Source organism: Roseateles sp. GW821-FHT03B02 (genome assembly GCF_059421025.1).
Genome location: NZ_JBWKUV010000008.1, coordinates 301885 through 326016, shown reverse-complemented (window position 1 = coordinate 326016; position 24132 = coordinate 301885). Strand labels below are relative to the sequence as shown.

The following is a 24132-nucleotide window of genomic DNA, read 5'->3' as shown; positions in this document are numbered from 1 at the left end:
ACTTGGCAGAGCCAGAAACCCTACGAGCAATCATGGTGGTGCCGGAGCGGCTACCGCGCGAGCGGTTTAGTCCAACGCTGCAAAGCGGCCGCTGCGCCGCCTTCAGCGATAGTCGTCTTCGAGCTGGTGCCGCACGGCAAGCACTGTCACCGTCGTCGCGTTTTCGATCTCGAAAAGCACGACATAGCCGCTGCCAACCATCCCAGAAGGGCTCTGCCGAATTCTTCACCGGCACCGTGCGCATCGATCCGTTGAATGCGCCACCCGCGCCAGCTCGCGTATCCTGCGCAAGCGTCACCTTCGAGCCGGGAGCGCGCACCAACTGGCACACCCATCCGCTTGGCCAGACGTTGATCGTCATCGCAGGCTGCGGCTGGACGCAATGCGAAGGAGAGCCCATCGTCGAGATCCGCCCGGGCGACGTGATCTGGTGCCCGCCGGGCCACAAGCATTGGCACGGCGCCTCGCCGACGACCGCGATGACCCACATCGCCATCCAGGAAGCACTGGATGGCAAGAACGTGATCTGGATGGAACCGGTCACGGACGAGCAATACCTTGCCGGCGTGGCCACGGCAGTGGCATGAAGCCTCGGCTACCGGAGTGATTCAATGAAATTCAAGCGCCTGTGGACCCTGTTGATGCCCTGCTTGGCCTGCCTGGCAGTGATGCCCGCCATGGCCGCAGAGCTACCCGCAACGCCATTCGTACGCATTGCCAAACTGGAAATCGATCCGGCGCGCCTGGCGGACTTCCATGCCGCCGTACGCGAGAGCATTGAAACCTCTGTGCGCGTTGAGCCGCAAGTCCTGGCGCTCTACGCTGTGGCCGACAAGGAGCGGCCGACCCGCATCACCGTGTTCGAGATCTACACCGATGCGCAGGCGTATGACCGCCATCGCGAGACACCGCACTTCCGCAAGTTCTTCGAGACGACCCAGGCGATGGTGCTCTCACGCCGGCTCAGCGATACGACGCCGATTGCGATGCGAGCGAAGCCCTGACACAGCGCGGCATCAGCGGCCACCTCACCAGCACATTCGCCGTGGACGCGGCCGCACCATCTGACGCAGCTAGCCAGCGGACTTGACGCCGCGTTTCACCACCGAGTCCATCCGTAGCCTTGCGTACTCCGCTGGCAGCACCGGTTCGGCATCGGGGTTGCCAAGGTCATTCATGCGCACCCGGTAGGTCTCGCGAGAGGTCCATGCTGCGGTGGCGGCGACGACCGTCACCGCGAGCGTGATCGCCCCAACGATCAGCGGAATGCCGGTCGTTCCGGGCGGCGCGACCGCGGCGAAGAGAGCCGGCAGCATGGCGGTGACCATGGTGCCCAGGTTCTGCGAGATCGCCATCGCCGACACCCGCGTGCGGGTGGGGAACAGCTCCGGATAGAAGCTCGGATACACCGCGTTGTAGCCCTGGTAGACCACGCCCCACATCAACAGCGACATCAATATCGCCAGCGGAATGTTGTGGATGCTGATCGAATAGAGGTACACAAAGGACAGAAGGCCAGCGCCGAGAGCCCCAACGATGATGGGGGGCCGTCGGCCGATGCGATCCGACAGGCCGCCAACGAACGGTATGACGGCGACCGCCAGGCCGTTGCCCAGCACGGGAATCCACAGGTAGACGGCCTTGTCGAACCCGATGCCGTAGCCAGGCTGCACAGCGTAAGCCGCGCCGAAGATGGTCGTGACCACGGGGATCACGTTCATCAGCGCCATGCAGACCACGCGCAGCATGTCGGACCAGCTCTCCGTCACCGCCTGGATCAGCGGTGCCTTGGGACGCTCACCTGCCGCGACCTCCTCGGAGAAGGCCGGCGTCTCATCGACCTCGCGACGGATGTAGTAGCCGGCAATGATGACGACGAAGCTGAGAAGGAAAGGAACGCGCCAACCCCAGCTGTTGAAGTCCTCTTTGGGCAAATAGGCGGCAAGCGGCAGAAACACTGCCGCAGCCAGGATCTGGCCCGCCTGCACACCCTGCAGCGTGAAGCTCGCAAAGAATCCACGCCGGCCAAAAGGGGCGTGCTCAAGGATCATCGCGCTGGCGCCGGAGATTTCGCCGGCGACCGCAAAGCCCTGGACCAGTCGAAGCACGACCAGCATGATGGGTGCCACGACCCCCACCTGTTCATAGGTGGGAAGCAAGCCCACCAGCATGGTGGAGATGCCCATCAGGAACATGCACAGGATCAGCACGTGCTTGCGACCGTGCGTGTCACCCCAGTGGCCCAGGAAGATCGCACCGATGGGGCGAGCCAGGTAGCCGACACCGTAGGTCGCGAGCGACGCAACGATGGCAATCTTGGGGTTGTCGGAGGGGAAGAAGAGCCCCGGAAACACCAGCGCGGCCGCGGTCGCGTAGATGAAAAAGTCGTAGTACTCAAGGACCGACCCGATCCAGCCACTGGCCGTCGCCTTTCTGGCCTGGTGCGGGGGCTCAGGCTCGCCATCAACTTGGAGGTTCATACATTGGCTTCCGGTAGGGTCACGCGGCAGCGCGCAGCTTCATGGCTCCAGGCAGTGGCACCGAACGACGCAACACGTCCTCTGCCAGCCAGAGCGCGCTGGCCTGGCCACGCTTGGCGACGTATGGCAGGGGCAGCTGCTGGTAGTCGTCGTTGAAGACCTCGAAGCTGTAGTCGCCTCGGTAACCCACTGCGTCAAGCTTCCTGACGAGAGTCGCTACGGCCTCGCTGTGCACGCCTTCGCCGGGGAAGACTCGGAAATGGCGCGCCGTTTCGATGCGCTCCTCGGTGGTGCGGGTCTCGTTCCACATGAAGTCCGACAGCTGCACCAGGAAGATCTTCATGGGGTCGATCGCGTCGATCTTGTCCAAGGGCGTGTTGGTGGCGAGCATGTGATACGAGTCGACGGCAAGCCCAAGGTTGGGCACGTCGGCCTCTTGCACGACATCCCAGGCCTGATGCACCTCGTTGATGTGGCGCCCCCAGGAAAGGCCCTCATAGGCCACTTTGATGCCCTGGGGCAGCGCGAGCATTGCCAGCTTGCGCAGATCGCGCACGACCGCCTGCTTGTCGCCAGTCGCGTGCCGCGACGTGGAACTGCACGCCAGCAGGAGCTTGGCGCCCAGCGCCTTGGCCATCACGATCATCTGCTTGGCCATGTCGACCTTGTAGGTATGGAGATGGCCCTCCAAGCCTTCGAAGTCGCGCAGCACCTGGAACCCGGTGACACGCAGGCCGCTGCTGCGCACGGCGGCGACGGCAGCGTCTATCCCCTGAGGATGGCCCACGATGTCGCGCGCGGCGAGCATGACCTGACCAAACCCGGCGCCTTTCACAGCGGCGAGCTTGGCTTCTAGCGGCCCCGCGAGCGTGATGGTGTCCAGGCCGAAATCGGTGATGTGGATGGAGGCGTTGGCGCAGTTCATGGTCATGCCTCAGCGCGGATCCAGCACGAACTCGAAGCTGGGGCCCTGGTCGCTGGGCCTCGTGATCGCGCCCCGGGTGCCGCTGCGCACGCCGCTGGTGGGCGACTCCACGAACTCGACACCACGATCCTTCAGTTCGGACACGGTTGCCAGGACATCGGCTGCTCCGAAGGCGACGCGTTCCAGGAACTCCTCTGCATCAGCGTCTTCACCAAAGGGAACAGGCTCCACCAGTTGCCAGTACAACGTCCCACACGGGCTAGCCAGAATGCGTCCGTTCGGCAGCACGCCGAACGTGACGTCTGAAGGCAGCTCGGTGAAACCGAACAGGTCACCGTAGAACGTGACCCAGTCGGCCATCCGGTCCTCGGCGATGTACTGCACGAGGCCGAACAGGTGGACGCCAGCCAGCGCCGGAGGGTGCTGATCGACGGATGGAATGGGGACAAAGTCGACGTCGTAGATCGAGAACTCGGAGTGCCGGTCAACGAAATAGATGCGGCTGGCGCCAACACCGTGAATCGCTGGGATGTTCAGTTCCATCACCTCCACATTGACCGGCACGGCCCAGGCGCCAAGCTCCAGCACGCGTCGATAGGCCTTCGCGGCATCACGCACGCGGAACGCGACCGCAGAGATGCTGGCCGTCTCGGCCATCGGTGGATCGCCCGGCGCGTGATGCGCGTTGACGATGATGTTGATGTCGCCCTGCCGATACAGCAGCACCTCGCGCGAACGATGGCGCGCGATCGGGCGGAAGCCCAGCTTCTCCAGGCTTTGGCCCAGCGTCTGCGGCTTGGCCGTGGCGTACTCGATGAACTCGATGCCCTGCAGGGTCAGCGGATTGGGCATGTCGCCCATGGCTTCCCGTTGGGTGGCGATGATTGGTGGCATGGTGAAGTCCTGTCTTTCAGTAGCTCAACTTGGCGAGCGACCGAAGCGTTTCCGGTGTCGTGGTAGGGAGCCCGAAGAACTCGAGGTAGGCCGGGATCTGCTCGAACAGCATGTCGGCGCCGACCTGAAACCGGCATCCCCGCTGCTGCGCAGCTTTCAGGAAGGCCGTCATCTCCTGCTTCATCACTACCTCGCCGACGAAGGTGCGCGCGTCCAGTCGTGACATGTCGATAGGCAGCGGATCGCCGTCGTTCATACCCATCGGTGTCGCATTGACGACCAGGTCCAGCCCGGCCGGATCGTTGACGCCCGCCACCACCTCCAGCGCCGGGAAGTGGTGACGCAGTCTGCTGGCCAGCCCGTTGGCCGATTCCGCGTGCGCGTCGAACAGGTACAAGGCGCTGACGCCGGCCGCGGCCAAGGAGGCTGCGATGGCGGAGCCAACCCCGCCACAGCCCACCACCAGCGCACGGGCACCGTTCAATTCACAGCCTCTGCGTCGCACGCCGCGGACAAAGCCCTCCCCGTCGAACATGTCACCGACGAGGCGGCCGTTCTCATCTCGCCTCACTGCGTTGCAGGATCCCGCGATCTGGACGGCCTGGGAGGCCTCATCGAGCAAGGACACGGTCGTGACCTTGTGCGGCATGGTGATGAGCGTCCCACGCACGTTCTCAAGCTCGAAGAGTGTCTTCAGCAGCGCGGGGAAATTCGCCGGCTTGCAAGCCATCGGAATCAAGGCCACGTCGATCCCGGCATGCTCGAAATACGGGTTGTAGATCAGCGGCGACTTGAAGGTGTGAGCGGGGAAGCCGATCAGGGGCAGCAAGTGGGTGGTGGCGCGAATCACGGCATGAACCTCAAGTCAAAGCGGTGCAAAGCCGGTCATCGGGCGCGGACCGCCCGGCGGCATCAGCGGGATGAAACCCATGCGGTCAAGCACTTCGGCCTGCAGGTCAATGCCGGGAGCGACTTCCTCGAGCACGACGCCATCGTGGGTCAATCGGAAGACGGCGCGCTCGCAGACGAAAAGGACTTCCTGGCCGGTTCTCAACGCGCGCGCGCCGGAAAAGCTGATCTGTCGAACCTCCTGCACGAGCTTGGGCAGCGTCCCCGCACTCAGGATTTGCAGGCGTCCGCCTTCCACCGTGACCTTCGATCCGCGCCCCTCGAACGCGCCGCAGAAGACGATCTTCTTGCTCCCCTGGGTGATGTCGATGAAACCGCCTGGGCCGATGATCTTGCCGCCGAGCAGCGCCACGTTCACATCGCCGCGGGCATCGAATTCGCCGAAGCCAAGGAATGCCGTGTCGATCGCGCCGCCCGAATACAGGTCGAACTGCGAAGGAGAGTCGATCAAGGCTTCGCCTCCGCGAACGAAGCCGAACAGCGGTCCCTGCAGCGACTGCCCGCCGTAGTGACCGTGGTCGACGGTCTGCCAGAGCTTGACGCCGTGCTTGGCGGCCAGGGCGGCGACCTCGTCGGGCATGCCGAAGCCGAAGCTGGCGATACCGCCTCCAGACAGCTCTTCAAACGCACGGGCGCCGACGATCTGTCGCACCCAGTCGGTTGCCGTTGGTTCTGCGTTCTGCGTGGCGACGCTGCTGCGCTTCACCGATCCTGCGAGGCCGGCCTCGAATGCGCTCTGATAGCTTTGAGGCTGCTGTGGCGAGACGACGACGGCATCGATCAGGGCTCCCGGCAGCCGGGCACTTCGAGCGGTAAGCTCACCGGCCGCGACTTGCTCCCGCACCTGCACCAGGACGCATCCGCCATTGTTGTGTGCGGCGGTGGCGAGCACCAGGCCGTCGAGCTCGGCGCCCTCTTCTTCGAAGCTGATGTTGCCGCGATCGTCCGCAAGGCTGCCGCGCAGGATGGCGACGTCAATCTTCAGCGGCAAGTAGCGGATGTAGGTCTGGCCGTCCAGGGAGATCAGCTCTGAGATCGGCTCTCTCGCAGCGGCATTCATGCGGCCGCCTTCGCGTCGCGGATCGACGAAGGTGTCGAGGCCGACGTGCGTCAGCAGCCCGGGCCGCCCGGCGCCGCTGTCGCGGACCAGGTGCTGGATCACACCGCCGGGCAACGCGTAGGCCTCGATCTTCTCGGCAGCCGCGAGGGCTTGCATGCGCGGAGACCAGGACCAGTGGGCGCCGATCACACGCTTCACAAGGCGCTCATGGGCCAGGTGGTTGAGCCCGCGGTCCTTGCCGTCACCCAAACCTTGGGCATGGACCAGCGTGAGGCCGAGGGGCGAACCCGTCGACAGGAATCGGCGCTCGATGGCGGCCAAGAGCTCTTCCGGCTCCAGCAGTCCTCCGCCAGCGCCTGTGATGGCGACAGTGGCGCAGTCAGGAATCAGAGCGGCGGCTTCGTCAGCCGACATGAACTTCAGTTGGCTCATCGCACGCCCGAAACGTGATGCTGAGCCAGGAATGTCCTCGCATGCGCGAGGACCTCGTCGAACTGATCGCGGTGCACGCCATGCCCCGCGTTCTTGACGGTGACGACCGTGATCCTGGGGTTGACCGCCTGCATGTCGCTTGCTATCGCTTCCGGCATCAGGCCTCGGTCCGCACGTATCAACAGCGTCGGGGCAGCAAGTCCTCGGACCAGCGGCCAAGGCCGAACGAAGCTCTCGCCTCGATTGGACTTCCAGATTCCCGTCACATCGCTGCGGTCCCGAACCCGCCCATCGGCGCCTCGAACGAAGCGTGCCTCGAGCGCCGACTGCGAGACCTTGCGCGCCGGAGGCAGCTTCGCCTCCATCTCGTCCCAGCTCGAATACACCCCGGGCGCGGGGGCAGCGGTCGGGGCGCCGGCCGGTGCGGCCTGACCCGGATTCAAGGCTGCCAGACTGCCATCGCTGCGCGTCGTGGGGCCGCCGTCTTCAAGCAGAAGCACCTGCACCTGCGATGGCAGCTTGCTGGCCAGCGCGATCCCGACCACGGCGCCGTAAGACATGCCATAGATAGAGAACTGACCCAGTTGCATCGCCCGTGCGAACTGCACCAGGTCATCCACCGTCGCCTCGACCGTGTAGTCGCCATCGGGCGCCCAGTCACTGAAGCCGCGCCCCCTCAGGTCGACCGCGATGACGCGGTAGTCCCGGGCAAGGGCGGCCGCCAGGTCCTGGCTGTCCGCGGCCGTCGAACCTTTGCCATGCAGCATCAGGAGCGTCGGCCGGCCGGCCGTGCGCCATTCCAGGTAAGACAGGCGTCGTCCCGAACTCAAGGCGACGTCGCTGCGGGTGACGCCGGCTTCGACGGCGGGCGCCGACTGGGCCGCCTCTGCCCGCGGCAAAAAGCTCGCGACAAGGCTTCCGGCGACTGCCGTCGCGCCGATCAAGCGCTTGAAGGTCAGGACACCGGGCATGTCAGTGCTCTTAGAACCGCGCGCTCAGGGCGACCGAATAGCGCCTCTGCAGCACGTCGTAGGCAACCACGTCGGTGGAGCCGATCACTGGACCGGAAGGCGGCTGCCGATCACCGATGTTCTGCACAGCGGCACGCAGCTCCAGCTTCGGAGTGATCTGCCAACGCGCCATGACGTCGAAGTAGTTCACCGACGGCGTGGGCGCCACGTTGGCTGCCGGCGTGAGCACATTGGTCGAGCTCTTGAGCTCACCCATGTATTGCCACGACAGCGTCACATCCACCGGGCCGAGGCCGTAGCTGAAGTTCGTGACGGCCTTCCATTTCGGATGGCTGGACGTGAACGTATCGACCTGGGTGTTGCCGACGGTGCCGGCGTAGTTCACAAAGGGCGCCGAGCTCACGTTCTGGATCTCGTACTTGCCCACGCGCGAGATCATCGAGTTGATGCCGACGCGCCCCTTCACGGCATCGCCGCTCAGCCTGGCGAGATCGACCTTCCAGTCCAGGTTGAAGTCGACGCCGCTGGTCCGGTAACCCGCGAGGTTGAACTCGGGCTCGACCGGGAAGCTCAGCGTGCCGTTGGCGTCACGACGCAGCAAGGTGCAGTTGTAGTTCGACGGCGAGAACGTCGGGTTGCTGCCATCGCCGTTGTAGCAACTTTGCAGGTTGACCGCCGTGGTCATGTAGCCGATGGCACCTTTGAGCGCGATCCGATAGAAGTCGACCGACACGGTGGCGTTCGACACCAGCGGGTGGCTGAAGGGTGACTTGAGCACCATGCCCACCGTGTAGGTGTCGGCCGTTTCCGGCTTCAGCGCCGGATTGCCCTGCTGAGAAGTCGTGACGGTCGTGCCCGTGAACCGATAGTTCGCTGGCACGCCTTGGGCGGCACACAGCGCCGCCACTGCGGCGGCGTCTGCCCCGGTCCTGTAGCGGCTGGTCACGTCGCAAGGGTCGCCCTGACCTGCGGCCGTTGAACCGATCGTGGAGCTGACCGAGCGTCCGCCGCCGAACAACTCACCCACGCTTGGCGCCCGCACGGCGCGCTGGTAGCCACCGCGGAAGCGGATGGGGTTGGCGACAGTCCAGTCCACGCTGGACTTGTAGGCGTTCACGCGGCCGATGCCTTGGTAGTCCGACACGCGATATGCGAGGTTGAGGTCGAGCTGCTCAATCAGCGGCTTCTCATTCAGCAGGGGTACCGTGAGCTCGCCGAACAGTTCCTTGACTGTCGACCGGCCGGCGGAGTTGCTGACCGGCCGCGAGAAGTAGACCTCGCTGTTGGTCTGCTGGTCATCGCCGAGGTATTTGTAGGCGACGCTGCGGCTATCGACACCGACCGCGAAGGCCATGTTGCCAGCGGGCAGCTCCATCAGGCTGCCTTGAACCGTCGCCTCGAAGATGTGCTGGTCGAGGGTCGTGTTCTCCTTCAGCGTGCGGAGGACGTAGGACTGGCACGCCGAAGAGATCGGATCGAACGAGAAGATCGAGAACCCGCCAGAGCATTTGCTCGCGCCGCCGTCGGCCGCGTTGAGCAGGCTCTGAAGTGCGGCGATGTTGATGCTGCCGGTCTGGGTGAGGTTGTAGTTGGTGTGCCCGGTGCTTGCGTAGGCATCCCACTTCCAGTCGCGGATACCGACATCGCCCTTCAAGCCCGCTGTGAGCTGGCCCACCTGGTAGTCGTAGGTAAACACCTGCGGGGACACACGGTCACCAAAGAACGAGTAATTGAACGTGGCGTTCGGGTTGGGACGCGACGCCAGCACTGTCTTCAGGTCGGCCGGGATGAACGGGTTCGTCACGGGCACCGTGGCCACCGGCGAGGTGCCGTTCAGCGAACCGCGCTGCTGGTTGGTAGCCGAGTAGCTGGTGTAGTTGACCGTGGCGTAGGCCTGAACGCTGTCGGTCACCTTGAAGTCGAAGGAACCGTAGCCGTTGTATCGCTTGGTCGGATTCAACAGGGTGCCGGCGGCATGCGGCGTGAGCGCGACAACGAAGCCTGTGTTGCCGGGCTGCATGACAAAGCCATCAGCAGCGGTCAGGCGCAGATTGCTGCCCGGTGCGGTCGAGAACAGCGTCTTGTCGCGATTGATCGAAAGCGCCTGGCTGGGTGTGGGCGCCGTCGCGCTATAGGAAGTGAACAGGGTGTTCAGCACTGCGGCGCTAGGCAGGTTGCCGGCGCTCGGCGTGTAGCGTCCCTGAGGCGGTGCGTTGGTATCGCCCGTGTTGTCGAAGAAGCGGCGCGAGTCCTTGTATGCGGCGCCGCGGTCCAGATACGACAGCGAGACCAGCGAGTTGCCGCGCCCATCTGCGAACTTGCTGCCCATCAACACGCTGAACTCGGTGGTGCGGCCATCAGAGCGGGAGGTCTCTCCGTACTGGGCGTCGAACTGGATGCCTTCGAACTTGCGCTTGGTGATGATGTTGACCACACCGGCCACTGCGTCGGAACCGTAGACCGCCGAAGCGCCGCCGCTGATGACTTCGACGTTGCCGATGATGTTCGAAGGGATGGTGTTCATGTCCACCGCGTGGCCGAACGGGTCGGAGGGCTGCGCCCGATGGCCGTCCACCAGCACCAGCGTGCGCGCCACACCGAGACCGCGCAGGTTCAGGTTGGCGCGTGCACCGCGAGCCTGCTGATTGGCCCCCGCCTGGGTGGCGCCAGACGAAGAAGCATTGAACTGCGGGAGCTGGTTGAGCACAGCTTCGATGGTCGCGGGCCCGCTTTTCTGGATGAGTTCCTGCCCCACCGTGGCAATCGGGCTGTCGGCCACGAAGTCCTTGCGGGCGATGCGCGAACCCGTCACGACCACGGCTTGCAGGCTGGCCGATGCGACCTGCGAGGCCGCAGCGGAAGGTGCCGCTGGTACCTGTGCGGCGCTCTCACTGGTCGTGGTCTGAGGAGCAGGTGCCGGCTCGGGCGTTTGGGCCCAGGCCGAGCTGCAGGCCAGTGCCGCGGCAATGGCAACCACCGAAGGCGCACTGATTCTTGCGCCCGTCATGAAAACTTTGTCTCTGCGATTCTTAGGCATGTTCTGTCCTTGATGACCCGGGCCAACAAGCTGGCCCAACTGTCCTCTCCTCTGTCGCTGTGCCGCGGCATTCAAGGCAAGGCTGTAAATTCAGATTGACTATAAATCACATTCATTCAAAGAACAATGCTATTTATCGAGGTGCAAACCCGCATCCAGCGATCGCACCTGGAATCAGCGGCTACGGGGTGGGGGCTGGCTTAGCCTGCGAGGACGCGTCGAAAGCAATCGAGCAGGTTTTGCGCCGGTCGTGACAAGGCCCGATCGGTGCGGCGAACGACATTGATGTCGCGCATGATCTTGGCTTTGCCCATGGGTACCGAGACCAGGCTCGGATGGAGTTCACCGGACGAGCACAGGCCCGGCAGGATGGCGACGCCAAGGCCTCCGGCGACCATGGCCAGGCCGGTCATCAGCTGCTCGGTCTTGAAGCGGGGCTTGATCTCCACTTCGTCGCGCAGCCAGGCGTTCTCGATGTCACGCTGAATGGCACCGGTGCCGGCCAGGATCACCTGGGCCGACGCAACATCAGTCCAAGATACCGAACGCTTGTTCGCGAAAGGGTGGTCGTTGCGGCAGAAGACCCGGAACTCGTCACGAAACAACGGCTCTACCTGGATATCGGCTGTCGACGAGGGGGCAGCCATGATGGCGAAGTCCACCACGCGGTCCAGCACCCAGGCTTGTGCCTTTTCGCCGGCGACGTCATGAAAGGCCACGTCAAAGCCGGGATGCGATTCGAAGAACAGGTTCAGCGCGCGAGGCCCTATTGCTGCGGCAACGGACGGGATGACGGCGATGGAAAGGCGGCCGCGCGAGTCGATGGCTGCGCCTTTGATGTTCTCTAGCGAGGCCTGAAAGTTGCGAACGAGCTCATCAGCAACCACCGCCAAGCGCTCGCCTTCTTGGGTCAGGACCATCGTGCGCGTGGTGCGGTCGAACAGCCGCATCCCAAGCATCGACTCGATCTTGGCGATGGTGTTGCTCAGCGAAGGCTGCGAGATGCCCAGGCGCTTGGCCGCCCCGCTGAAAGTCGATGACTGGCTGGCCATCGCGAAGACTTCCAGTTGACGGATCGTCAGATTGACGCCGGGCGAGCCATCTTCCGTTGGGACCAAGTTCTTCCACCTTGCTTGAGAAACTGCCTCGAATGATACGGGCCGGGTCTCCCAGACTTAGCCGCAGGCCACGGCGCCCGACTCGATGAACCGGGCAATGTCTGCTTCCGAATAGCCCGCCTGCTTCAGCGCGTCGCCGGTGTATTCCCCAAGCGCTGGTACCGGGCCGCTCAACCTAGGCGAGTCATGTGCGAACACAATGCCAGCGCCGACGATCTCCTGGGTGCCCTGCCCGTCGGCGGTCGGCAACGACTCAAGTAAGTGCCGCTCTCGTACTTGCGGCCAGGCAGCTGCTTCATTGACCGAGCAGATGGGGCTTGCAGGCACGCCACGCGCCGCCAACAGCTCAGCCCAGTCGGAAGCGTCTCGGTGGGCCAGGCGCGCTTCGATTGCTGAGATCAGCGCGTCGCCGTTGGCCCGGATCGACGCTGCATCCGCGAACCTAGGGTCGGCCGCCACCTCTGGCGCCTCAAGGACGTCGCAAAGTGTTGTGAACCACTTGGGCCAGATGAAGCTGATGAACAACCGCCGGTCCCTGCACATGAACCGCGCCGAATTGGGTCGCGGCACCATGGACACCGGCGTGTCGCCGCGCAAGACGTCGGTCACCGCACCGGCGCTCAGCACCCAGGCCGCGTCGAACATACTGACGTCGACCCGCTGACCGATACCGGTCTTCTGACGCTGCAGGATGGCCGCCATGATCCCGGCGAAAGCCATATAGCCGGCAAAGGGATCCAGGATGGACAGACCGAGCGTGGTGGCGGGCGCGTCGGGGTCGACGTAGAGCGACGTCGTGCCCGACATGGCCTGCACTGACCATTCCATCGCCGGCCTGTCCCGCAACTCGCCCGATTGACCATAGCCGCTCACGGAGCAGAAGATGATCCGCGGGTTCACGGCCTGCAGAGACTCCCAGTCGATACCCATCTTCGCCGCCGCGCCGGGGCGCAGGTTCTCGACGACCACATCTGCGTCGGCGACCAGGCGGAACAGGATCTCCCGGGCGGCTGCCTGCTTCAGGTCCAGGACGACCGAACGCTTGCCGGCGTTGGCCTGGGCGAACGTCGCCTCACGCCAGTGCCGGAATTCATCGCCGCCAGGCGCTTCGACCTTGATGACCTCGGCGCCCATGAGCCCCAGTTGGTAGGTCGCGAACGGTCCTGCGAAGGCGTGGGTCAGGTCGATGATTCGAATGCCCGAGAGCGGGGCGTTGGAGATTGCAGTCATGGCGCTGGGGCCTCCTTCTGACATCTGAAATTCGCTGCGTCGTCGGTCGAGCCCGAGCCGCCGTAAACCGCCACCTGGGGATATGGGCAGAGCGGCCTGGTGCGCGTCACCTTGCCGCCTTCCAGGCGCGCACCAACGATCCGCTCCGGCGCGCGGCCTTGTTCCACCCAGGCTTCCAGCGCCGACAGCATGTCGTGATCGGCGTCGACAGTCGGTGCATCGGCACCTGCGCCGCCAAACCTGTCCACGCCAGTGCCGCCGCGGCAGTGACCCATACCGGGCACCATGAACAGCCTGAAGAAGTCGTCGATCGGCCCCAGCTTTTGCTGGACCTGCTCGTGGTAGGCGATGGGCTGTTGCGCCAGGATCCAAGGGTCCAACCAGCCGTGGTAGTGCAGCAGCTTGCCGCCACGGTTGCGGAAAGCCGAGATGTCGGGCTGGTCGTTGGGCAGGTCGGGCCAGGCCTTGCGTGCGGCGTCCATGTCGCGGGCGACAGTCAACTGGCGGGGATCCCAGTTCGGATCCTGGTGGACCACCTTGCCGAACAGCGAGAAGGCAAAGGCAGAGCGCGGCTCGAGGGTGATCGTGATGCCGGGCACAAGTCCACTATCGACCGCGTTTCCCCTTTCGTTCTCCAGCGGGGCGAACAGCGTCTTGACCGCCTTGACCTGGGCGGGGCTGAGGCAGTCCTTTGAGTCGGATCCAGGCTTGCATTGCAGAACAGCCGGATCAAACCGGCATGCGGCCGGGTTTTCAACAACGCCGTCGGCAACACCGTCATTCCGATCGCAAGCCTCAGTGCCCGCCGCGGCGACCCTTCGCCAGACGGAGCTATCGACGACGTTGGCAACGGATGGGCCAACCACGTACTGGGACCAAAGCAGCCGCGCGCTTGCCGCGAGTTGATTGGGCCCTGCCCCGCCCGCGAGGACGCCATCGAAGTCATCCGGATAGGCCTGCACTTCCTTGAGGCCCTCGCGGCCACCGCCCGAGCAACCCACGAAGTAAGACCGAGCCGGATTTCGGCTGTAGAACTGCTGGATCAGCGCCTTGGACTTCACCGCGAGCAGGTGGTTGGCACGCGCCGCGAAGTTGGCGCGCCGATCGGGGCGGCCCAGCGCCCAGTCGACGTCTTCGATGCGGTGCCCCGTGTCGGTCGAGGCGGCTGCATAGCCCCGGCGCAAGCCACGTGCCATGTCGGCATAGTTCAAGGTGCCGGCCTCGCCACCGACGCCAGCGGCCAAGAACTTGCCATTCCAGGTCTGCCTGGTTGGCAGCCAGAGTTCAAAGCCGATCTCCTGCTCGATGACACCGGTCAATCGACAGAAGTCCGCGCCGACGGGCGCGCCCGGCTTGCCGGCGCGATCCAACCAGCTGCCTTGTTGGCCCACATGGCCAGCCGAAACAACACGGACGTCCGCGATCGACACCTGGGTTGCAAACGCGGCGCACTCGTCGCCAAGGGCAATCGCCGGTGACGTGAGGCACGCCAGCGATGTCAGAAGTAGGGCCAGACGCATCGCTCTCGCCTCAGCGCGGGTTGATCTGTTCAAGCAGGCGCCCTTGCACCCTCGGCCCCAAGGCCACGGTGATGCCCGCCACAACGAAGAAGCTGAGACCGATCAGCGCCGCCACGCCGTTGATGCCAAAGCTCGCAAGCACGAAGGCGATGATGGGCCCCGACATCGCGGCCATCACTCGGCTCACGCCGTAGACCAGGCCATGCCCGCGACCGCGGATGCGCGTGGGATAGCACTCGGGCATGTAGCAGGCGATGGACGTCGTGATGATGGTCTTGCTGAAGGTCACGGCAATGCCGAAGGCCACCACCAGCATCGGGTTGGTTTGCAGCGCAAAACCGAGGATCAGCAACGCGCTCGCAACACCGCCCACGGCGATTTGCCACTTGCGATCGAACCGGTCGGCGAACAACAGCATGACCAGCGGGCACAGGGGCTGCGCCAGCGCAATCAGGAAGGCGTAATAGAGGCTCTGGGTGACGGCGATGCCCTTGGCGATGAGCAGAGTCGGGACCCACGCCGCGAACCCGTAGAACGCCACCGGCATGAACAGCTGCTGGATGACGAACATCGTGGTGCGGGTGAGGTAAGGCGCGCGGAAGAGCTCCGCGAAGCTGCCTGCGTCGGTCTTGCTTGTCTGGGTCATTGCGACCGGTGGCTTGAACGATGCAGCGGCCACGACAGCCGGACTCCTGGAGCCTGCTTGATGCGCCGCAACATCCGCCTCGATCTTTGACATCACCGCATCGGCTTGTTCGAAGTGGCCCATGGTGGCCAGCCAGCGCGGGCTTTCGGGCAGGCGGCGACGGAACCACCAGATCAGCAGCACGCCACCGACGCCAAGCGCCATGACCCAGCGCCAGCCGTCGATGCCCCAGGGCGTATGTGGCACCAGCGCGTAAGACACGAAGGCGGACAGCGGAACGGCCGACAGCGCGATCACCTGGTACATCGCCACTGCCCTGCCCCGCAGCCGGCTCGCCACCAGCTCCGTCACGAAGGTGTTGACGACGACAAGCTCAAGACCAAGCCCGATGCTGGAAAGGAATCGCCAGACATCCATTCCGATCGCGTTGGTCTGGAAAGCCATGATCGCCGTGGTCGCGCTGTACCAGAGCATGGACCACACGAACATGGGCCGCCGCCCGAACCGGTCGGCGAAGAAGCCGAACAAGGAGGAGCCGACCAGCATGCCGGCAAAGCCCGACAGGATGAAGAAGCCGATGGAGTGCGGGTCGAAAAAGCTGCTGGCCTTGGCCGTGTACACGCCGCTGAGCACCATGCCCGGCGCGATGAACGCCGTCATCTGCAGGAAATAGTTCTCGAAGAAGCAGCCCAGTGACAGCAACACCACCAGCTTGGCCACGGGCCAACTGAACGGCAGCCGCTCCAGGCGCTCCGAGATGTCGGCGAGGCTGCCCGTTGCGGGTGGTGTTGCCATGTCCATATCAGAACGCCTTGGAGACGGTCAGCGACCAGATGCGGCCAAGTGGGTTCGCGTTTTGGCTGTCGAACGCGAATGCCGATGCGCTGGACAGCACGGTCGGCGGCGCCTTGTTGGCCAGGTTCTGCACGCCCAGGCCGAAACGCATGCCGCTCCACGGCGCCTTCCCCTCGCGATCCGTCTCGTAGCCGACGGTCAGGTCCAATGTGGTCCATGACGGCACGGTCGACACGGGCTGGGCCACGCCGGCGACGGTGATCGGCGCGTTGTTGGTGTACGAGCCGGTGTAGTTGGCGAACAGATTGGCGCTCAAGCCGTTCAGCTCCCAGCCGACCGACAGGCGACCGCGGGTCGACACCGGGAACTGCAAGGTGCTCAGCACGTCGGTCATGCCAGAAACCGGCGAGAGCTGGCGCTTCAGGTTGAGGATCTTGGTGATCGATCCGCCGAGCTGCCAGTTACCCACCGCCGAGCGGAACTGGTAGTCGACGCTGGCATCGATGCCGTCCTGCTTGAGGCCGCCGAGATTGGCGTTCTGCGCGTTGAAGATGACCTTGTACGAACATTGCGCGATCGTCGACAGCACGAAGTTCGGGTTGTTGATGTAGGGCAGGTAGACCGGGTTGTAGGTGGACTGCTGGCCCTCGACGCAGGTGGTGGGTTGCGGGGCCGCCACGATGAACGGTGCGTAGAGGGCACGGTTGCCCGGTGTCGCCAGGAAAGTGCTGAAGATCCCGCTCAGGGACTCGATGCGGTCCTTGTAGTCCACGTTGTAGTAGGTCGCAGACATCTTCAGCCCGGGTGCCCAGGACGGCTTGAAGTCCGCACCGAACGAGTACGTCGTTGCCTTCTCAGGCTTCAGCGCCCTGTTGCCGCCGTCCAGCGCGATGCCGTTGGTCGTGCCGCTGGCGACGTTGGTCAGCGGGATCGTCGTGTCGCCCGAGCCGTTTGCAAACGCGAAACTGCGCACCCCGCCCTGCACGTCCGGATTGCTCTCGGGCAGGCTGGGCGCGCGGAACGAGGTGCCGTAGCTGCCACGCACGACCAGATCCTCATAGGGGCGCCAGTTGAGGCCTACTTTCGGGTTCGTGGTGGTTCCCACGTCGGAGTACCTGTCGTGGCGAAGCGCCAGGCTCAGGTCCAGCCGCTGCACGGCCGGCAACGCGTTCTTCGGGCCGACGAGAGGCACGAAGACTTCGGCGAACGCGGCATTGATGTCCCGGTCGGACGAGGTGTTGCGCGAGACCAGCGACGTAGCGGCCGGCACTGAGGTGAAAGGCACACCCGGCGCAGGCGTCCCCAGAGGGATCGCGGGCGTCGTTGCGCGGTCAGTGCCGACACGAATCAGCGACTGGAAGGAACTGATGCGCTCCAGGCCGGCAGCCGCACGGACCTGACCGCCCGGCAAGGAGAACAGCGGGCCGTCCACCTTGACGCTGGCGTCGGTGAGCCGCGTGACGACCGCCTGGCGTGCCATGTCGCGGAACTGGGACAGCACGCTGGCCGATTGGGTACCCGTATACGGATTGAACTGTCCGGTGTCGACGAGGGCCTGCAGCACGGTGGCATTGACGAGCGGCGTGCAGTTGCACAGGCTCGTGGAAGAGCGAGTCAGGTAGGCCGTGGCCTTCCAGTCGCCGCCCAGCTTCACGTCCAATCCTCCAGTCAACGCGCGGCTCTGCTCGGGGTAGATGTTTTCCGTCGGACCGAACGCCGAGTAGAGCGGGTACTGCACCGTGTAGCCGGTAACGGCGGAAGCCCCAGGCACGCCCGCGACGTAGAACGGCGTGTTGGGCTTCACTGTGAGGCTCGATGTCGGATAGCTGCGCGACATCGATTCGCGCCGGTTGTAGAAGCCCTCGACGAAGATGCTGAAGCGATCGCTGAGCTCGTGTTCGCCGTACAAGGTGAACGAGTCGCGCTTGAGCTTGGGCAGGTAGTCGACGTAGTTGGACGTGTCGACCAGGTTCAGCTGGTTCAGATTGCCCGTGATTTGCGCCAACGTCGGTGCGCCGGAGGTGACCGTCGGGACGCCATAGAGCCGGGCCGTGGAACCCGAGCCGGCGACGATATTGCCCGCCGCAGGTCCCGGGGTGGTGGTGGTGCCGACGAGGCGACCATCGTTGCCTCCAAGCGGCCGCAAGTCCGCCCGCATGTAGGGGCTCGCGCCTTGCAGCATGGCGCTGCGCTCTTGGCGCTGGTAGGCGAGCACGAAGCTGCCGCTGTCGAACTCCTTGCCGAACAGCAGGCTGCCCTGGTTCTGGTGATAGTCACCGTTGTTCGTGTGTGTGGCGGACGCCAGCAGGCCGTCGTAGCTCTTGCGCAGGATGAGGTTGACCACGCCGGCCACGGCGTCCGAGCCGTAGATGCCGGACGACCCGTCCGTGACCACCTCGATGCGCTCCAGCGCGATCGCGGGAATCTGGTTGGGGTCCCCAAAGGAGCTCGCCGTGCCGTTGGGCGCCACGCGGCGGCCGTCGATCAGCATCAGCGTCGCGTTGTTGCCCAGGCCGCGCAGGTTGATCGCCGAACCCTTGCCGCTGTTGTCCGCGGCGCCATCACGGCCGGCCGTGCGCGTCTCGTCGGCACCGATGTTCTGGATCTGCGGCATCGTGCGCACGATGTCCACGGCGCTCGTCTTGCCACTCGCCAGGATTTCCTTGGCCGTCATCTGCACCGTGGCGGAGCCCGAAGGCGCAATGCCGCGGATGCTCGTGCCCGTCACGACCACTGCCTGCAAGCGCCCGGAGTCGGCCACAGACGCGGCCTCGGCAGGTGCCGGCACCGTCTGCGCCTGGGCGGCAGAAGCGGCGAGACCCGCAAAGGCAAGCATCAGCGCTCGGTTCAAAGCTCCGAGTTGGGGCTGATGTGTAGAGGAGCAGGAAGTGGGCTTGTGCATGCGGGTCTCCGTTAAAGATGTGATATGTATGTATGCGATTGATACTGATTAGCTATTTATTGGCGCAGCCGAAGCGCAGAAGGCCGGGCATCAGGGCCAGGCCTTCGGGGGCGTCAGCGTTCTACGTAGGGGTCCAGCTTCGGGCTGAAGAAGTGCAGAGACAGGGTCGCCAGGAGGTACGCACCTCCCGCGTAAAGGAACATGGGCCAGTACTGGCCCGGCGCGGCATGCAGCACACGTCCGGTGAGTTCCGCGCCAACCACGCCGGCCAGCGATGCAATGAAGCTGGAGATGCCCACGACGGAGGCCACTATGCGGCTGGGAAACAGGTCGGCCAGAACAGCGGCGCTGGTGGCAGTCCAGGTCTGGTGCACCAGCGCCGCAATACCGATCACGCCCACGGCCAACCAAGGCGATTGGGTGAAGGCCGCGACGATGACCAGCGGCATGGTCAGCCCACACCCCAGCAGCGTGAACTTGCGTGCCTTGTTGAGGCCCAACCCACGCTTCAAAAGGCGGCTGGAGATGTTGCCGCCGACGATGGCGCCCACCGCCGCGATGCCGTAGACCGCGGTGACGTAGGGCGTGATGGCGGTCCCGGTGAGCCCGAACGCCTCGCCGAGGAACTTCGGCAGCCAATAGACGATGAACCACCAGGCGGGGTTCACGATGGCCATCAGCGACACGAAGGCCCAGAGCTGGCGGCGCTTGAACAGACCGAGCCACGAGAAGTGCTCTGCTTCGGAGGTGACCCGACGGTCGCCCAGGATGAGTTCTCTCTCAAGCGGATCCAGCCGCGGGTGCGATTCCGGCTTGTCGTACAGACGCAGCCAGGGAAGGACGAGCAGCAGGCCGAGGACACCGGTGATGACGAAGCCGGATTGCCAGCCCCAAGTCTCAGTCGCCCATGGGATCAGCAGCGGGGCGACGATGGCGCCGAGCATCACACCAAGGTGGACGAGACCTGCCGCCGAACTGCGCTCGGCCTGGGGTGCCCATTCCGCCAAACCTTTCAGCGTTGCCGGATACACCGGTGCCTCGCCGATCGCGAGTCCCACTCGAACCAGACCAAAGCTGATCGCGCCGCGTGCCAGGACATGGGCGAACTGAGCCAGCGAGAACAGGATGATGGCGCCGGCGAGCCCGAGCCGCACGCCGATCCAGTCGATCAGCCGGCCCGACACCAGGTTCATCACCGAGAACGAGATCTGGAAAGCTGCAACGACCCGCGCATAGCCCAGTTCGCCCCAGTCGAACTCTTTCTGTAGAGCAGGGGCGACGAGACCGAGCACCTGCCGGTCCAGATTGTTCACAAGGTTGATCAACAGCAGCAGGCTGAAGATCCTCCACCGCAAGCTCAGGAAGTTCACGTCGTCTCCGTTGTGTTGCGGCGCTCTGCGGCACCTTGCCTGTAGCAACTGAAGCGCTCAAGGGCGCCCTCAGCTCGACCCGACAGAAATAAGTTTACACTATATTTGCAGCTGATATATAGTCTTCACATAACTTTCAGCGACCCGACTCAACACGGCGCGGCGCAATGAAGACAGCAAATGATCGTAGACCGCTGACATCGGAGACAGAGCGGATGTCGGCCGCCCTCGAGGCTCGCAGCCGCGGCATCCCGCTGGTCGGGCTCGTCGGTACCGTCACACCTCTGGAACTGGTCATCGCCGCTGGCGCGATGCCGGTTGCCGTGATGGGTCGAGCAGAGGACTGGGGCGCGTCCATTGACCCCATGGAAGAAGGCCACGAGCCGGAGATCTCGTCGCTGTTCAGGCAGGCAACGACCGGCTTCCTCGACTGCCTCGACCTGCTCGTCGTGCCGAGCACCTCAGACGGCTATCGCTACCTGTATCCCTATCTGAAAGAGATGCAGCGGCAAGGCTTGGGCGAGCGCATCCCGACCATCGTGCCCTACGACTTCCTGTTCGGCGACGCGCCGGCTGTGCAGCGTCACAGCCGGACCGTCATGAGGGATCTCTGTACTCGCCTGGCAGTGCTGACCGGCAAAGCGGTGACCGACGCAGCGTTGGTCCAGGCGATCGCCTTGACGAACCAGACCCGGCAACAGGTTCGGAAACTGCAGGACCTGCGCGCAGTGGGGCAAGTATGCGGCGTCGAGGCCCATCGCGTGATCCGAGCCACGGCCTTTGCCGATGTGGCTTCGCACGCCGAGGTGCTGACGAGCATCCTTTCAACTCAAGCCACCGAACATCGACCGGCAAAGGCCCCGCGTCTTCTGCTGATCTCAGCCGTGCCGCTCTATCACGAGCGTCTGCACGAAGTGCTGGAGTTCAGCGGTGCGCTGGTGGTTGCCGAGGACGATGAGTGGGGCGCCCGGCGCGGCAGCCCCGATATCTGCGTCGATGGTGATCCGATGGAAGCGCTCTTCGCGCATGCCCGGACCTACGCCGTCAGTCCCCGCATGCTGCAGGCCGAAAGAGAAGCCTGGGCCAGCGCGCAAATGCAGTCCGGCATGTATGACGGCGTCGTCTTCTACATCCCGCCCTGCGACCAGTTCTTTGGCTGGCGCTACCCAGACCTCGATGCAGTGGCCGCGGCGTATGGCTTGCCCACGCTGCTGATTCGCGAAGACGTCCTTGATGTGTCGGCCGGACCTGCGATCAAGCAGGCGTCAAACCGCTTCATCGACGGCCTTGTTGATTCGAAGAAGGTCACGTCATGAGCGCCACGCCAACCTCTTCCAACAAGCAACTGCTGTGCAGTGAGCAGGCAAAAGAGTTCTCGCGGACCTGGTTCGGCGACCTGCGCCGCAAGGTCATCGACGACCGGGTTCCTTACGTGCTGTCCAGCGCGGAGATGCCGCACGAGATCTTCGACGTGCTCGGGCTGCCCGTGGTCACCGGCGAGTGGTGGGGCGGCATGATTTCCGCCAAGCGCCAAGCCGGCAAATATCTCGACTGGCTGAATGCCAAGGGCTTCCATAAGGGCCTCGGCGCGTACAACAGCCTGGGTGCCATGAGCCTGGTCGCGGACGTGGAGGATCCCCCTTGGGGCGGACTGCCACCGCCAGCCATGCTGTGCGCGCCGCACCGTGAGCAATCGGCCGAGCGAGTGAATCGCCTCGTCGCCAACCATCTTCAGATTCCCTACGTCGGCATCGAGATGCCGGCTTCCACGCGGTTCTACCCGCGCTGGTGGGAGATGGCGCGAAGCGACTGGGAGGACCTCTACGAGTCGAACCGCATCGACGTTGTGCTCGAGCAGTACCGCGACATGATCCAGGTCGCCGAAGGCATCGCAGGCCGCAAGTTCGACATGGACGCGCTGCGCGAGTTGATGCATCAGGTCAATGAGCAGGAGCTGAACTTCGACGCAGCGCGCGAACTGATCGCCACCGCGCCCAAGTGCCCCGTTCGGCTGTCGGAGCAGATGTCGAACGCCATGACCGCGCAGTGGCACCGAGGTACGCCGTGGTCAGTGGCCCACAGCGCCCGCTTCCGCGAAGAGGTGGCCTCACGGGTAGCTGCAGGCGAATCCGTCACGCCCAACGAGAAGGTCCGTCTGATGTGGGTGGGCGTCGGCCTCTGGCAGAACACCGATTTCTACAGCGCCTTCGAAGAAAGCCACGGAGCCGTCTTCGTCTGGTCGATGTACCTCGCGCTCGCCGCCGATGGCTACATCAAATACAACCTGCGCGACCCCCTTCGGGCGCTGGCCGCTCGATATCTGAACCTCGGCGAGCAAGCTCACGCTGCGCCATGGGCAGGTGAGTGGATGGTTCACGAAGGCCTGCGCCATCGCGTCGACGGCGCGGTGATGCTGGCCAGCCCCACGCAGCGCCACCAGCTCGCGGGCAACACCTTTCAGAAGCAAGCACTCGAGCGTGCCGGTATCCCGGTGCTCGAGATCCTTGTCGATCCCAACGACAACCGAGGCTGGGACGAGGCCGCCATGCGCGCGCTGGTGTCCTGCTTCATTGAAGAGAGAGTAGCGAAATGACCGGCCTCAAAGGTATTCGAGTTCTGGACTTCTCCCACGCGCTGGCGGGCCCGTTGTGCACCTATCACCTGGCGCTGCTGGGTGCAGATGTCATCAAGGTGGAGCGTCCCGAGATTGGCGATGACCTGCGTCACTACACGGAACACGCAGGCGCCAAGAACATGTCCGCGCCCTTCGTGGCGGCCAACGCCGGCAAGCGCTCCATCACGCTCGACCTCAAGTCCGAAAAAGACAAGGAAGCCGTGCGCCGCCTGGTGGAGCGAGCTGACATCGTCATCGAGAACTTCCGACCTGGCGTGCCTGACAAGCTCGGCATCGGCTACGAGGCCTTGAAGGCCATCAATCCCAAGATCATCTATTGCTCGTTGACAGGCTTCGGTGGCACTGGCGAGTTGAAGGAATGGGCGGCGTATGACCACATCGTCCAGGCTATGTCCGGGATCATGTGGCTCAACGGCGAGCCTGACCAGGGTCCGCTGAAGGTCGGCCTGCCCTTCGCCGACACCTTCAGTGGCTACGTCGCCGCCTTCGCCATCATGACTGCGCTTTTCCAGCGGGAACGCACGGGCGAAGGCCAGTTCCTCGACATCGGCATGCTTGATGCGACGCTGATGCTGCTGAGCCAGGGCATTGCGACCTACCAGATCAGCGGTGTCGCGCCGATCCGCACCGGCAATCGCGGCTATCGTCTCGTCGCGACCGCGGACACGTACCCGACCCAGGATGGCCACCTCAGCATTGGCGCCAACCACCAGCACCAGTTCGTAGCGATGTGCAACGCGCTGGGCTGGGGCGAAGTGCTGAACGACCCTCGGTTCGCTGACCACGCCGCGCGCACAAAGAACAACGACGCCTTGCGCGTCGAGCTGGAGCAGCGCTTCTCACGGGAGCAAGGTGAAGCCGTCGAGCAGAAGCTGGCCGCGGCCAAGGTGCCCGTGGCCAAGGTCCGCACGATCGGCGAGATCATCAAGCACAAGCACGTCGAACAGCGCGACATGTTCGTCACGACCGATGTGCCTGGGCTCGATCATTCAATCAACCTGACCGGATCGGGCTTTCGGCTGGCGCCGGACCTCCCCATTCGCTCAGCGACGGTGCCGCGGATCGGTGAGCACACACAAGAGGTGCTTTCCGAGATTGGGCTGTGACCCTTCCGTATCGACCAGATCGAAGCCGAAGCGAAGTACCTGGACGCGTTGGCCGCCTCGGTTCCTTGCAGCCTCGTCATCAATGTTGCACGACAGTTCTTG

General features: G+C 64.3%; 18 protein-coding genes. 5 read left to right on the top strand and 13 right to left on the bottom strand.

What is annotated here, in order from left to right; all coding sequences use genetic code 11:
* Positions 1-143 precede the first annotated feature (143 nt).
* Both AC07VX_RS21205 and AC07VX_RS21200 read left to right on the top strand, forming a co-directional pair.
* The gene (locus AC07VX_RS21205) at positions 144-587 is read left to right on the top strand and encodes a (R)-mandelonitrile lyase (RefSeq protein WP_493166361.1); all 444 of its coding nucleotides are present in this window, start codon (positions 144-146) and stop codon (positions 585-587) included.
* Between the two features lie 24 nt (positions 588-611).
* Complete coding sequence (locus tag AC07VX_RS21200) at positions 612-1004, top strand: putative quinol monooxygenase (RefSeq protein ID WP_493166092.1); 393 nt, start codon at positions 612-614, stop codon at positions 1002-1004.
* A 69-nt stretch (positions 1005-1073) separates the two neighbouring features.
* Here the strand turns inward: AC07VX_RS21200 and AC07VX_RS21195 are convergent, their stop codons facing one another.
* The 13 genes from AC07VX_RS21195 to AC07VX_RS21135 form a co-directional block, all read right to left on the bottom strand.
* Positions 1074-2480 (bottom strand): MFS transporter, encoded by a 1407-nt coding sequence (locus AC07VX_RS21195; protein ID WP_493166093.1) that lies wholly within the window; start codon positions 2478-2480, stop codon positions 1074-1076.
* A gap of 19 nt (positions 2481-2499) precedes the next feature.
* The gene (locus AC07VX_RS21190) at positions 2500-3405 is read right to left on the bottom strand and encodes a sugar phosphate isomerase/epimerase family protein (protein ID WP_493166094.1); all 906 of its coding nucleotides are present in this window, start codon (positions 3403-3405) and stop codon (positions 2500-2502) included.
* A 9-nt stretch (positions 3406-3414) separates the two neighbouring features.
* Positions 3415-4299 carry a VOC family protein gene (locus AC07VX_RS21185; RefSeq protein WP_493166095.1) on the bottom strand — a complete coding sequence of 295 codons (885 nt, stop codon included), beginning with the start codon at positions 4297-4299 and terminating at the stop codon, positions 3415-3417.
* A 16-nt stretch (positions 4300-4315) separates the two neighbouring features.
* Positions 4316-5149, bottom strand: coding sequence for a shikimate dehydrogenase family protein (locus AC07VX_RS21180; protein ID WP_493166096.1), 834 nt, complete (start codon positions 5147-5149; stop codon positions 4316-4318).
* Between the two features lie 15 nt (positions 5150-5164).
* The gene (locus AC07VX_RS21175) at positions 5165-6700 is read right to left on the bottom strand and encodes an acyl CoA:acetate/3-ketoacid CoA transferase (protein ID WP_493166097.1); all 1536 of its coding nucleotides are present in this window, start codon (positions 6698-6700) and stop codon (positions 5165-5167) included.
* Positions 6697-7671 (bottom strand): alpha/beta fold hydrolase, encoded by a 975-nt coding sequence (locus tag AC07VX_RS21170; RefSeq protein WP_493166098.1) that lies wholly within the window; start codon positions 7669-7671, stop codon positions 6697-6699. The genes AC07VX_RS21175 and AC07VX_RS21170 overlap by 4 nt, the downstream gene beginning before the upstream one ends.
* 10 nt (positions 7672-7681) lie before the next feature.
* Positions 7682-10708: a TonB-dependent receptor domain-containing protein gene (locus AC07VX_RS21165; RefSeq protein WP_493166099.1), complete on the bottom strand. Its 3027-nt coding sequence runs from the start codon at positions 10706-10708 to the stop codon at positions 7682-7684.
* A 200-nt stretch (positions 10709-10908) separates the two neighbouring features.
* A complete protein-coding gene (locus AC07VX_RS21160; protein ID WP_493166100.1) occupies positions 10909-11826 on the bottom strand; it encodes a LysR family transcriptional regulator in 918 nt (305 codons plus the stop codon).
* Between the two features lie 57 nt (positions 11827-11883).
* The gene (locus tag AC07VX_RS21155; protein WP_493166101.1) at positions 11884-13056 is read right to left on the bottom strand and encodes a CaiB/BaiF CoA transferase family protein; all 1173 of its coding nucleotides are present in this window, start codon (positions 13054-13056) and stop codon (positions 11884-11886) included.
* Positions 13053-14576, bottom strand: a complete 1524-nt coding sequence (locus tag AC07VX_RS21150) for a tannase/feruloyl esterase family alpha/beta hydrolase (RefSeq protein ID WP_493166102.1) — start codon at positions 14574-14576, stop codon at positions 13053-13055. Before AC07VX_RS21150 ends, AC07VX_RS21155 begins: the two co-directional genes overlap by 4 nt.
* 10 nt (positions 14577-14586) lie before the next feature.
* Positions 14587-16017 (bottom strand): MFS transporter, encoded by a 1431-nt coding sequence (locus AC07VX_RS21145; RefSeq protein ID WP_493166103.1) that lies wholly within the window; start codon positions 16015-16017, stop codon positions 14587-14589.
* Between the two features lie 7 nt (positions 16018-16024).
* Positions 16025-18853 carry a TonB-dependent receptor domain-containing protein gene (locus tag AC07VX_RS21140; protein WP_493166104.1) on the bottom strand — a complete coding sequence of 943 codons (2829 nt, stop codon included), beginning with the start codon at positions 18851-18853 and terminating at the stop codon, positions 16025-16027.
* A gap of 179 nt (positions 18854-19032) precedes the next feature.
* Positions 19033-20289, bottom strand: a complete 1257-nt coding sequence (locus tag AC07VX_RS21135) for an MFS transporter (RefSeq protein ID WP_493166105.1) — start codon at positions 20287-20289, stop codon at positions 19033-19035.
* A gap of 215 nt (positions 20290-20504) precedes the next feature.
* Between AC07VX_RS21135 and AC07VX_RS21130 the strand changes: the two genes are divergently transcribed.
* Genes AC07VX_RS21130 through AC07VX_RS21120 form a run of 3 tightly spaced genes read left to right on the top strand, consistent with a single transcriptional unit; the run spans position 20505 to position 24030 of the window.
* The gene (locus tag AC07VX_RS21130) at positions 20505-21605 is read left to right on the top strand and encodes a 2-hydroxyacyl-CoA dehydratase (protein WP_493166106.1); all 1101 of its coding nucleotides are present in this window, start codon (positions 20505-20507) and stop codon (positions 21603-21605) included.
* Positions 21602-22882, top strand: a complete 1281-nt coding sequence (locus AC07VX_RS21125) for a 2-hydroxyacyl-CoA dehydratase (protein WP_493166107.1) — start codon at positions 21602-21604, stop codon at positions 22880-22882. The genes AC07VX_RS21130 and AC07VX_RS21125 overlap by 4 nt, the downstream gene beginning before the upstream one ends.
* A complete protein-coding gene (locus tag AC07VX_RS21120) occupies positions 22879-24030 on the top strand; it encodes a CaiB/BaiF CoA transferase family protein (protein WP_493166108.1) in 1152 nt (383 codons plus the stop codon). Before AC07VX_RS21125 ends, AC07VX_RS21120 begins: the two co-directional genes overlap by 4 nt.
* The last annotated feature ends 102 nt before the right edge of the window (positions 24031-24132 follow it).